Here is an 11681-nt window from a genome sequence, read left to right on the forward strand (position 1 = left end):
CGCGGTCGTGATCCCGGACACACCCCCTCGGCAACAAGTTACCCGTCAGTAGCCGTTGCTGCGACAATCACCGCCATGCGAGCCCGCCGCCTCCGCCGGATGATGAACCTCTGGCCGCCGTTCCTGTTCGCCGGCGTCCGGGTCCTGGAGCTGTCCGACGACTTCCGCCACGCGCGGGTCCGGCTGCGCCAGCACCGGTGGAACAGCAACTACGTCGGCACCCACTTCGGCGGCTCGCTGTTCGCGATGACCGACCCGTTCTGGATGCTGCTGGTGCTGCGCAACCTCGGCCGCGACTACGTCGTGTGGGACAAGGCCGGGGAGGTCACCTTCGTGCGCCCGGGGCGCGGCGACGTCTTCGCCGAGTTCCGGCTCACCGACGAGCACCTGGCCGAGATCCGGGAGCGGACCGACGCCGACGGCAAGGGCCTGTTCTGGTTCGACACGGACGTGGTCGCCGCCGACGGGACGGTCGTGACGAAGGTGCGCAAGCAGGTCTACGTCCGGCGCAAGGACAGGGGCGCGATCCGACCCCGCGCGTCCAGCTCCGCCTGACGCTCGTCGGGACCGCGACCGGCCCCGGGAGCGGAGCGGACCTAGGTTGTGTCCTCAACGCTGGTGTGGCTGCTCTGGTGTGATCCCGCACGGTGGTGCGTGGGCACGAGTTGACCGACGAGCAGTGGCAGGCGATCGAACCGCTGTTGCCCGCCTCCGGGACGAAGGGGCGTCCACGGGGGGACGGCCGCCGGGTGATCAACGGGATTGCTTTTCAGGGCGACGACGGGTGGCGTGACGTGACCCCGGAACGGCATGGGCCGGGGAAGAGGTGTCGACCACCGGTTCTGGCGGTGGTCACGCACCGGAACCCTGACCACTCTGGGCCGACCCGCCACCCGCCGAGCCGGTGGTCGCGGTCAACGGCTACCCCAGCCGATCCGCTCCTCCCTGCGCCGACGACATCTCTCAGGCGACGATTCCCGAACGCCGTGACCAGCAGGCCCACCGACTGCGCCGCGGCCGGACAGGGGGGCGCCCACGCGCCCACCGGCCTTCGACCGCACTGCCTACCACCGCCGCACTGTGGTTGAGCGGTGCGTCAACCCGTCTCACGCGGTTCCGCGCGATCGCGACCCGGTTCGACAAGACCGCGACCTCCTACCAGGGCGTGATCGATCTGGCCACGCTGCTCATCACGCTGTGAGGCCACGCCCTAGGCCCGCTCCGGCGCGTCCGCCCCCGTCCTGGCCAGGGGCACGCCCGCCACCAGGGCCGTCACGGCGACCAGCCCTCCGGCCAGCACGAACACCGTGCCGAGCGACGTCGCCTTGGCCAACGGCCCGGCCAGCCCCGCGCCGAGCGGCATCAGACCCCAGGTCAACACCCGGTAGGTGCTGGAGACCCTGCCCATCATGTGGCCGGGGGTCAGCCGCTGCCGCCGGGTCGCGGACAGCACGTTCCACACGCCGACGCCCGCGCCGACGACGAGGTAGCCGGCCCAGGCCGTCACCGGGTGCGGCGCCAGCCCCAGGACGACGAACCCGGCGGCGAGCACCACCAACGCGGAGATCATCACCCGGGACTCGCCGAGCCGGGCGACCAGCCCCGGCACCGCCCGCGCCGCGCCGATCGTGCCCACGGCCATCGCCACCATCAGCGTCGGCACCAGCGCCTCCGGGATCGCCAGCACCTCGATGGCGTACAGGGCGGTGACCGCGTTCACCGCGCTCGCGGCGATCGCCGCCGCGACGACGACGCCCACCAGCGCCCGCAGGCCCCGGTGCCCCAGCAGGTAGCGCCCGCCCTCCACGATCTGGGCACGCAGCCGCGCGCCGCCGCCTGTCGGCTCGCGGTCGGGCACCACATCGGGCAGGCTGGCCACCAGTGCCGCGGCCACGACGAAGGACAGCCCGTCCACGGCGAAGCAGGTCGCGGGCTCCCAGGCGAACAACAGGGTCGCCGCCAGCGGCCCCGCCAGGTCGACGCCGACGGTCTCCGCGCCGATGAAGCGCCCGTTGGCCGCGTCAAGATCGGCCGGCCCGGCGATCTCGACCAGCAGGAGCTGGGACGCCGAGTCGGCGAAGGTCTCCGCGGAGGTCAGCACGAACGCGACGCACACGAGCGCCCACACCCCGGCGTGGCCGGTGAACGCCGCCGCGGCCAGGCCGAGGGTGACCACGGCCCGCACCGCGTGGGCGATGAGCACGACGCGCCGGGGCCGCCAGCGGTCGACCAGCGCCCCGGCCGGCAGGGCGACGAGCAGCCAGGGCAGCACCTCGGCGACGGCCACCGCCGACACGGCCAGGGGATCCCTGGTGGTCACCGCCGCGAACAACGGCAGCGCGACGACGCGGACGCCGTCGCCGACGAGCGACACCGTCCACGCCGCGAGCAGGCGGCGGAAGGCCGGCGTGCGCACGCCGCGCGCGGCCGGCGCGGCGTCGAGGGAGCCGGCGGAGGAGGAGTCGCCGGAAGCAGCTGCCGAGCCCGGCGCTCCGGCGTCCGGCGTGCCGGACACCGCGCCCGACTCGGTGCCCGACTGGGTGCCCGACGCGCTGGCGGGCGCGGCACCGGGCGCGGTCTCGGGGGCGGCGTCTGGTGGCGGTCCTGCGCTGTCCGCCCGGACCCCGGCGTCCGTGCCCCGCTCGCCCATTCCGCACCCACCCCGCCGTCGTCCGCCACTCGCGCGCCGCCCGGCGGGCCCGCGCCCGCCGGACCGACCCGATGTCTGTCCAGCGCCTGTCGACCGTACCTGGGGGCGACAGCGCGCTTGCGCAGAGTTACCGGCCTTCACTCGACCAGCCCACTCGCCGAGCCGAACGGCCCCGGGCCGGACGGCGGCGAACGGCGGGCAGGTTGGCGGCTTGTCCCCCGACTTCCCGGCTCCTAGCTTTTCACCTGTCCGGGTCTTGCGGAATGACGCGAGAGATCCTCAGTACGACTGCTGCCCCCAGGAGGACCGGCTATGCGGATCGTGACGTCCACCGTTCAGAGCAACCTTTTCACCCGTTCGGGGTTTGCCCTTCCCGCCGGCGACGACGCGTCGCGCCCCGGCGGAAGCAGGCCCTCCCTGGACCGTTCGGCCGCGACCGCCGTCGCCCACGCCAGCCGGGGCGTCCGGATCCACGCCCTCGCCGACACCGCCGACACCGCCGCCGTTGAGCGCGGCGTACGCATCCACGCCACCACCGACAACACCGACATCACCGCGGAGAGCGGCGTACGCATCCACTCCGGAGTGAGGATTCACGCCGGAGTGAGGATTCACGCGGGGGTGAGGATCCACGCCGGTGTGCGCATCCACCGGTCGCGTGGAGTTCGCATCCACTCGGGTGTCCGCATCCACCGCGCGGAGGAGCGCGGGGTCCGCATCCACGCGGACCTCACCCGGGGCGTCCGGATCCACGCCCACGCCGCCGACACCCGGCGGGGTGTCCGCATCCACGCCGCCGCGCGCGGCGTGCGCATCCACGGCGCGCGCGGGGACTTCGCGCTCGCCGCATGACGCCGGCGGCGTGCCGCCGCCGGCCCGGCCGATTCTGGGGTGAGGCCGGTCAGGCGGCGGGCTCGCCGAGGTAGGGCAGCCAGAGCGGATCGGCGTCGGGCACTCCGGCGAGCAGCCGCCAGTGCGGCCCCCTGGGCGCGGTCGGGGTCACCCGCAGCCGCCAGCCCAGCTCCGACAACAGCTTGTCCGCCTTCCTGTGGTTGCACCGGGCGCAACTGGCCACGCAGTTCTCCCACGAGTGCGCGCCACCCCGGCTGCGCGGCACCACGTGGTCGATGGTCTCGGCCCGGCCCCCGCAGTAGGCGCACCGGTACCGGTCGCGGTGCATCAGCCCCGCCCTGGTCAACGGCACCCTGGCCCGGTAGGGCACCCGGACGAACGTGCTCAGCCGGATGACCGAGGGCACCAGGATGCTGTCGGTGGCCGAGTGCAGCACCAGGCCGGCGGGGTCGCCGTGCACCACCTCGGCCTTGCCGCACACCACGAGGACGATCGCGCGGCGCAGCGGCAGCGCCGTGAGCGGCTCGAAGGTTGTGTTCAACAGGAGGACGCGCCGCCGGCCCCACGCGGGGGCCCCACTGGCCGTGGCCTTGTCCGCGACGATCCCGGCCACCGGCCCCGTGGTCAGCGTCGGGGGACGGGGCTGCGGGCACGCCAGGGTCCGCGGCGCCGGCCCTCCGGGGGCGCCGATTCGGGTCGGTTGTCGGTCGGGCACGCGACCACCTCCACCGGTCCCGGGGCTGGAGGGCGCGGAACGATCCGCACCCGAGCCAGCACCCCGTGCCGGAGGACCCATCCCGCGTGGGACAGGCCCACCGGTGCTGCCGCCTAGTCGACCACAAACCAGCCCCGAAACGCACGCGCGATCCGGGACGTGTCGAGCAGGCCACACCGAACGCGGGGAGAATGCCGCGTTGGCGTCCCCCTCGGCCCCTCCCCCTGGCTAGGGTCGGTCGCGTGACCGACGCGCCCGCCTCCGACGTGACCTACCCGCCCGCCGAGCGGCTCGACCTCGTCGAGGACCTGCACGGCCACCCGGTCGCCGACCCGTACCGCTGGTTGGAGGACCCGAGCGACCAGCGCACCGCGGCGTGGTCCGCCGCGCAGGACGAGCTGACCAGGGCCCGGCTCGACGCGCTGCCCGGCAGGGAGCGGGCCGCGGCGCGGCTGACCGAGCTGGTCAGCGCCGGCTCCGTGACCGTGCCGCTGTGGCGCGCCGGCCGCGCCTTCTTCCTGCGCCGCGAGCCCGGCCAGGAGCACGCGGTGCTGTACGTGCGGGAGCCGGACGGCGTCGAACGGGCGCTGCTCGACCCGATGGCGATGGACCCGTCCGGGCTGACCACCCTCGACAGTTGGGCGCCGAGCCTGGAGGGCAGGCTGCTCGCCTACCAGGTGTCGGTGGGCGGCGACGAGGAGTCCCGGCTGTCCGTGCTCGACATCGACACCGGCGAGCTGGTCGAGGGCCCGATCGACCGGTGCCGCTACTCCGACGTCGCCTGGCTGCCCGGCGGCGAGGAGTACTTCTACGTGCGCCGGCTGGCCCCGAGCCTGGTCCCGCCGGACGAGGAGCAGTTCCACCGCCGCGTGTGGCGGCACCGGGTGGGCTCCGACCCGGACGCCGAGGACGTGATGGTGCACGGCGAGGGCCTGCACCACACCTACTACTACGGCGTGCGCGTCTCGCGTGACGGCCGCTGGCTCGTGGTCAGCGGCAGCAAGGGCACGGCGCGCCGCGACGCCGTCTGGATCGCCGACCTGGCCGCCGCCGACGGCCCCGCGCCCGCGATGCGCGAGGTGATCAGTGACGAGCGCGACGTGCGGTGCGGCGCGTGGGTGGAGCGGGACGGCCGGCTGTACCTGATGACCACGCTCGACGCGCCCCGGTGGCGGCTGTGCGTGGCCGACCCGGCGACCCCGGGGCCCGAGCACTGGACCGAGCTGGTCGCCGAGGAGCCCGACTCGGTGCTCGACGCGGTCCGCTGGCTGCCGGGGACGCCGGACACCGGCCCCCGCCTGGCGGTGCTGCGCACCCGGCACGCGGTCGCCGAGGTGCACCTGCACGACCCGGTGAGCGGGGAGCGCACGGAGACCGTGGCGCTGCCCGGCACCGGGTCGCTGACCGGGCTGACCACGGTGGACGACGCCACGGACCACAGCGCCGACGTACTGTGGCTGGGCTGGACGGACTTCCTCACCCCGCCCTGCGTGCACCGGCACCGGCTCGGCGACGAGGGCACCGAGCTGGTGGAGGCCGCGCCGGGCGCCGTGCCCGCGCCCCCGCTGCGCACCCGCCAGGTCGAGTACGCCTCGGCCGACGGCACGGTCGTGCGGATGTTCCTGATCACCCCGACCGAGCGCCCCGACCAGCCGCGCCCGGCGATGCTCACCGGCTACGGCGGCTTCTCGCTCAGCCAGGAGCCCGCCTACCGCCCCACCGCGCTGGCCTGGGTCGCCGCCGGGGGCGTGTGGGCGCTGGCCTCGCTGCGCGGCGGCGGCGAGGAGGGCGAGGAGTGGCACCAGGCGGGCATGCGGGAGCGCAAGCAGAACGTCTTCGACGACTTCCACGCCGCGGCCGAGCACCTCGTCGCGACCGGGTGGACCACCCCGGAGCGGCTGGCGATCGTGGGCGGCTCGAACGGCGGCCTGCTGGTCGGCGCGGCGCTCACCCAGCGGCCGGAGCTGTACCGGGCGGTGGTCTGCTCGGCGCCGCTGCTCGACATGGCGCGGTATGAGAAGTTCCTCATCGGCCGGATCTGGCACGAGGAGTACGGCAGCGCCGACGACCCCGAGGCGTTGGCCTGGCTGCTGGCGTACTCGCCGTACCACAATGTGCGGCCCGGGGTGAAGTACCCGTCGGTGCTGTTCACGGTTTTCGACTCCGACTCGCGGGTGGACCCGGCGCATGCGCGCAAAATGTGCGCTGCGCTGCAACACGCGACCGCGGCGCACCCCGACGAGCACCCGGTGCTGCTGCGGAGGGAGACCGACGTGGGCCACTCCTCACGCTCGGTGAGCCGGACCGTCGCGCTCGCGGTGGACCAGCTCGTCTTCCTCGCCGACGCCACCGGCCTTGACCTGGAGAGACCCTGACCGTGCCGACCGACCAGATCGACGTCCCGAACGTGGACCTCAACGGCGTGACCAAGGCCGCGCAGGACCCGGAGAAGGTCGTCAGCTACCTGGCTGCCAACCTCCCCGGCCTGATCATGAACGCCGGCCAGATCGTGCTGATCATCGTCATCGCGTTCCTGGTGCGGTACCTGATCCACCGCCTGATCAACCGGCTGACCAGCGGCCGGTCCGACGGCAAGGCCCCGCTGCTGCTGGCCCCGCTGAAGGAGCGGGCGACCGAGGGCCTCGGCCCGCTGCTGTCCGAGCGGCGGGCGCAGCGCGTGAGAACCATCGGCTCCGTCCTGAAGTCGCTGACGTCGTTCCTGGTCCTCGGCATGGCCGCGCTGATGGTGCTGGACAAGCTGGGCATCCCGCTCGCGCCGATCCTCGCCTCGGTCAGCGTCGCCGGCATCGCGCTCGGTTTCGGCGCGCAGAACCTCATCAAGGACTTCCTGTCCGGGATGTTCATGATGATGGAGGACCAGTACGGCGTGGGCGACGTCGTCGACCTCGGCCCGGCCACCGGCACCGTGGAGGCGGTGGGCCTGCGGGTCACCACGGTCAGGGACGTCAACGGCACCGTCTGGTACGTACGCAACGGCGAGATCCTGCGGGTCGGCAACTCCAGCCAGGGCTACGCCGTGGCCGTGGTGGACCTGCCGGTCTCGCACAGCACCAACGTGGGCCGGGCCACCGAGCTGGCGGGGGCGGCGGCCGCCGAGGCGACCGGGCAGGCCCCGCTGTCGGAGGACGTCCTGGAGCCGGTCGAGGTGCTCGGCGTGGAGAAGGTGACCGCGGAGAGCATCACCCTCCGGCTGACGGTGAAGGTGCGGCCGGGCCGGCAGTGGGCCGTGCAGCGGGCGTTGCGCGCCCGCATCAAGGCCGCGTTCGACGAGGCCGGGTTCGAGCCGCCGATCGCGGTCACGCGGGGAGGCTGAGGCCCGCCAGATCCCGAGGGGGCCGTCGTCGATCCCATGATCGGCGGCGGCCCCGTCCATCGGACTCTCGTCTCTGGGCTTCCCTCCCTGGGGCTTCCGCCCGCGGGCCCCTCCGTGCGGCTCCCGTCCTCGGACCTCCTCCCGTGGGACTCCCGTCCTCGGACTTCCTCCCGTAGGGCTCCCGCTCTCGGGCTTCCTCCCGTAGGGGTCCCGCTCTCGGCTTCCGCCCTCGGGCCTCCCTCCGTGCGGCTTCCGTGCGTGCGGCTCCCGCTCTCGGCTCCCGCCCTGCGGCTTCCGTCCGTGCGGCTCCCGCTCTCGGCTCCCGCCCTCCGGCTCCGTCCGTGCGGCTCCCGCCCTGATCGAGCACAAGGTCACGCCGCACCCGGCGGGACGGCCACCCACGCCGCACGTCCCCGCACGTTCTGCCAACAACCCCACGAGAAGGCCCGCGCTGGCCGCCGAACGGCACACACTGCCCGCGGATTCGCCCAAAACACCGTTACCTAGGGGGACCCCCTGATTTCACGATGGCAGGTGGGGCTGACGTTTCCGGGGCACCGGGCCGTCGCCGGAAGGGTGAACGTGGGGCCGGTCGCATCGCGGGGCAGGAGGGAAATGTTCTTGTGGCCGCCCACGTTGACCTCTCGACGACGTCGTAGGCAAGGATGGGGAATCGTGGGCGCTCCGGAGAACTTCTACCTGGCCGTGGGTGGCGAGCCGACCTTCCGCCGCATCGTCTCCCGCTTCTACGCCGAGGTGGCCCGGGACGAGCTGCTGCGGCCGATGTACCCCGAGGAGGACCTCGGCCCCGCCGAGGAGCGCCTGCTGCTGTTCCTCATGCAGTACTGGGGCGGCCCGCACACCTACTCGGAGCGTCGCGGCCACCCCCGGCTGCGGATGCGCCACGTGCCGTTCAAGATCGGCCCGCTCGAGCGCGACGCCTGGCTGCGCTGCATGCGGATCGCCGTGGACGAGGCCGGCCTCGACGAGGAGCACCGCGCCCAGCTCTGGACGTACCTGGAGACCGCGGCGAACAGCCTCATGAACTCCTGGATCTGACGTCGCGGAGCGGTCTCGCACGCCCCGAGAAGAGTGGCGCTGGTCACGGAACGGACGCAAGGTTGATCACCCGGACGGGGCGAGCGAGATCGGGTTCTGATGGCAGGATGACTCACCGTGCGACGATCGGCCGACCTACGCAACGAGATCGCCGACGACCCGACCTGGTGGCGGAACGCGATCTTCTACCAGGTGTACGTCCGCTCGTTCGCCGACTCCGACGCCGACGGCGTCGGTGACCTGGAGGGCATCCGCGGCCGGCTCGGCTACCTCGAACTGCTCGGGGTGGACGCCCTGTGGCTCAGCCCGTTCTTCCGGTCGCCGATGGTCGACCACGGCTACGACGTCACCGACCCGAGGGACGTGGACCCGCTCTTCGGCGACCTGGCCGCCCTCGACCGGCTGGTGGCCGACGCCCACGCCCACGGCATGCGGGTGACACTCGACCTGGTGCCCAACCGCACCAGCGACCAGCACGCGTGGTTCCAGGCGGCGCTGCGGTCCGCCCCCGGCTCGCCCGAGCGCGGCCGCTACGTCTTCCGGGACGGGCGCGGCGCCGGCGGCGAGCTGCCCCCGAACGACTGGACCAGCATGGTGGGCGGGCCGGCGTGGACCCGGCTGCCGGACGGGCAGTGGTTCCTGCACCTGTTCACCCCGCGCCAGCCCGACCTCAACTGGGCGCACCCGGACGTGTGGACGGACCTGGAACGCACCCTGCGGTTCTGGCTCGACCTCGGGATCGACGGGTTCCGCGTCGACGTCGCGCACGGCATGGCCGGCGCGGTGGACGCGCCCGAGGGCGCGGGGGGCCTGTTGGTGGCCGCCGAGACCCCGACCGGTTCGCCGGAGGACGACGCGCCGCGGTTCGACGTCGACGGCGTCCACGAGATCCATCGCCGGGTCCGCGCGGTGCTCGACGAGTACCCGGGGCGCGTCGCCACCGGGGAGGTCCGGGCCGACGGGGGCGGCGCGCTCCCCCTGCCGGACGGGCTGCACCTGGGCTTCGACTTCCGCCTGCTGGCGACGCCGTTCGACGCCGACGCGGCGCGGGAGGCGATCGAGCGCTCGCTCGCCGCGGCCTCGGCCACCGGCCGCCCGCCCACGTGGACGCTGTCCAACCACGACGTGGGCCGGCACGTGTCCCGCTACGGCGGGGGCGACGCGGGCACCCGGCGGGCCAGGGCGATGGCGTTGGTGGAGCTGGCGCTGCCCGGGGTCGTCTACCTCTACAACGGCGAGGAGCTGGGCCTGCCGGACGTGGACCTGGCCGGGTGGGCCCGGCAGGACCCGATCTTCCACGGCACCGGGGGCGCGCGGCGGGGCAGGGACGGCGCGCGCGTGCCGCTGCCGTGGGAGGGCGAGGTCGCGCCCTACGGGTTCACCACGGGCGCGAGCACCTGGCTGCCCATGCCCGAGGACTGGGGCCGGCTCACGGCCGAGGCCCAGTTGGAGGACCCCGACTCGATGCTGTCGTTGTACCGGCAGGCGATCGAGCTGCGGCGGACGCACCCGGCGTTCGAGGGCGACGAGATCGAGTGGTACGGCGCTCCGCCCGGTTGTTTCGCCTTCCGCCGCAAGGGCGGCGGGCTGATCTGCGCGTTGAACACCTCGGGTGGCCTGGTGCCGCTTCCCCCCGGCGATGTGGTGCTGGGCAGCGGTCCGCTGGAGGACGGGCAGCTCCCGCCGGATACCGCCGTGTGGCTCGTCTGACGGGGTTCGGGGCCGCCCGACCGCCTGCGGCTCGCCGCTCAACGCTCGGCGCTTGTCGCCCTCGGTCGGTGCGCGCCGCGCCTGACGCGATCTCGTCGGGCGCGATCCGTCGGGCGCGATCTCGTCGGGTGGCACAGCGTGAGCTGGCGCGTGCCGCGCGCTGACACGGCGTGAGCAGGCGCGCGGACGCGTCCGAAGGGTGGGAAAACCGCTCGCCCGAGCGAGGGAGCGCCACGCAGGATGGCCCGGATGTCCGGGACGCCCACCGCGGCTCGCGCCGCCCTGCTCGTGCTCGTCGCCTCGGTGCTCTTCGGCACCACCGGCACCGCCCAGGCCCTCGGGCCCGGCGGCCTCGACCCGCTGGTGGTCGGAGCCACGCGGGTGGTGCTCGCCGGCGCGGTGCTCGTGGCCCTGGCGTGGGCACGCGGAGCGTTCCGCGCCGCGCCCCGGGTCGACTGGCGCACGCTGGTGGCCGGCGCGGTCGGCGTGGGGCTGTACCAGGTGGGGTTCTTCACCGGGGTGCGGCTGGCCGGGGTCGCGGTCGGCACGGTCGTGGCGCTGGGGTCCTGCCCGATCTGGGCGGGGCTGGTGGCGTGGGTGGTGACGCGTCGCGCGCCGGGCCGGATGTGGGCCGTCGCCACCGCGCTGGCCGTCGCCGGCGTGGTCACGCTGGTGCTCGCCGGAGCGCCGGCCGGCGGCGGGGACGGCGTGTTGCTGGGGTGCGCCCCGGCGCTGGCCGCCGGTTTGGGCTACGGGATGTACACGGTGGCGGGCTCGCGGATGATCGCCGCGGGCCAGCGCTCGGACGGCGCGATGGGCCTGATGTTCGGCGCCGGCGCGGTGTTGCTGGTCCCGGTGCTGGTCCTGCGCTGGCCGGGCGGGCTGGAGAGCGGGGCGGGCTGGCTCACGGTCGGCTACCTGGCGCTGGTGCCCACGGTGCTGGCCTACCTGCTCTTCGGGGCGGGCCTGCGCGTGTTGCCGGCTCCGACGGTCGCCACCCTCAACCTCGCCGAGCCGGTGATCGCCGCCGCGCTGGGTGTCGCCGTGCTCGGGGAGCCCGTCACCGCCGGTGGCGTCGTCGGCGCGCTGCTGGTGTTGGCCGGGCTCGGGGTGCTCGCCCTGCCGGCTCCGGGCCGACGGGCCGAGAAGGAGCCGGTCAGCGCCGGCTGATCCGGAGGTCCCCGCCCCAGCACACCGGGCGCGGGTGGTGGGGAGAGCGACGGCGGGAGTCACACGCTCGCCACGCAAATCAACTCTTCCGGGTGAGGTTCACTCGGCCACCGAGCGGGGAACCCCCGGTGAGATGGGGGCACCGTCCCCCGGTCCGACGGCAGCCGACGACCGAGCGTGCGAGGGTCGTC

Annotated in this window: 10 protein-coding genes; 8 read left to right on the forward strand and 2 right to left on the reverse strand. The window is 74.2% G+C overall.

Annotated features, from left to right (window positions below):
- The first annotated feature begins 75 nt into the window (after nucleotides 1-75).
- Together LX15_RS17170 and LX15_RS33575 are read left to right on the forward strand one after the other, a co-directional pair.
- Nucleotides 76-555 carry a DUF4442 domain-containing protein gene (locus LX15_RS17170; RefSeq protein ID WP_253670612.1) on the forward strand — a complete coding sequence of 160 codons (480 nt, stop codon included), beginning with the start codon at nucleotides 76-78 and terminating at the stop codon, nucleotides 553-555.
- 95 nt (nucleotides 556-650) lie between these two features.
- Nucleotides 651-1088 (forward strand): transposase, encoded by a 438-nt coding sequence (locus tag LX15_RS33575; RefSeq protein WP_372502743.1) that lies wholly within the window; start codon nucleotides 651-653, stop codon nucleotides 1086-1088.
- A gap of 122 nt (nucleotides 1089-1210) precedes the next feature.
- Here LX15_RS33575 and LX15_RS17180 read toward each other — a convergent pair whose 3' ends face one another.
- Nucleotides 1211-2650, reverse strand: coding sequence for an MFS transporter (locus tag LX15_RS17180; protein WP_253670613.1), 1440 nt, complete (start codon nucleotides 2648-2650; stop codon nucleotides 1211-1213).
- 312 nt (nucleotides 2651-2962) lie between these two features.
- On the opposite strand from LX15_RS17180, the gene LX15_RS32545 reads away from it, so the two are divergent.
- Nucleotides 2963-3502 (forward strand): LbetaH domain-containing protein, encoded by a 540-nt coding sequence (locus tag LX15_RS32545; RefSeq protein ID WP_301304755.1) that lies wholly within the window; start codon nucleotides 2963-2965, stop codon nucleotides 3500-3502.
- Between the two features lie 49 nt (nucleotides 3503-3551).
- On the opposite strand, the gene LX15_RS17190 is transcribed toward LX15_RS32545, so the two are convergent.
- The gene (locus LX15_RS17190; RefSeq protein ID WP_253670646.1) at nucleotides 3552-4115 is read right to left on the reverse strand and encodes an HNH endonuclease; all 564 of its coding nucleotides are present in this window, start codon (nucleotides 4113-4115) and stop codon (nucleotides 3552-3554) included.
- A gap of 344 nt (nucleotides 4116-4459) precedes the next feature.
- Here LX15_RS17190 and LX15_RS17195 point away from each other — a divergent pair, with 344 nt between their 5' ends.
- From LX15_RS17195 to LX15_RS17215, 5 genes are all read left to right on the forward strand, one after another.
- Entirely contained in the window at nucleotides 4460-6592 is a 2133-nt protein-coding gene (locus LX15_RS17195; protein ID WP_253670615.1) for a prolyl oligopeptidase family serine peptidase, read from the forward strand.
- A 47-nt stretch (nucleotides 6593-6639) separates the two neighbouring features.
- Nucleotides 6640-7551: a mechanosensitive ion channel family protein gene (locus LX15_RS17200; RefSeq protein ID WP_372502744.1), complete on the forward strand. Its 912-nt coding sequence runs from the start codon at nucleotides 6640-6642 to the stop codon at nucleotides 7549-7551.
- Between the two features lie 675 nt (nucleotides 7552-8226).
- Nucleotides 8227-8610, forward strand: coding sequence for a globin (locus tag LX15_RS17205; protein WP_253670616.1), 384 nt, complete (start codon nucleotides 8227-8229; stop codon nucleotides 8608-8610).
- Nucleotides 8611-8727: 117 nt separating this feature from the next.
- Nucleotides 8728-10320, forward strand: a complete 1593-nt coding sequence (locus tag LX15_RS17210; RefSeq protein ID WP_253670617.1) for a glycoside hydrolase family 13 protein — start codon at nucleotides 8728-8730, stop codon at nucleotides 10318-10320.
- Nucleotides 10321-10569: 249 nt separating this feature from the next.
- Nucleotides 10570-11490: a DMT family transporter gene (locus tag LX15_RS17215; RefSeq protein ID WP_253670618.1), complete on the forward strand. Its 921-nt coding sequence runs from the start codon at nucleotides 10570-10572 to the stop codon at nucleotides 11488-11490.
- Nucleotides 11491-11681: the final 191 nt, after the last annotated feature.

The sequence above is a fragment of the Streptoalloteichus tenebrarius genome (genome assembly GCF_024171885.1).
Classification (GTDB): domain Bacteria; phylum Actinomycetota; class Actinomycetes; order Mycobacteriales; family Pseudonocardiaceae; genus Streptoalloteichus; species Streptoalloteichus tenebrarius.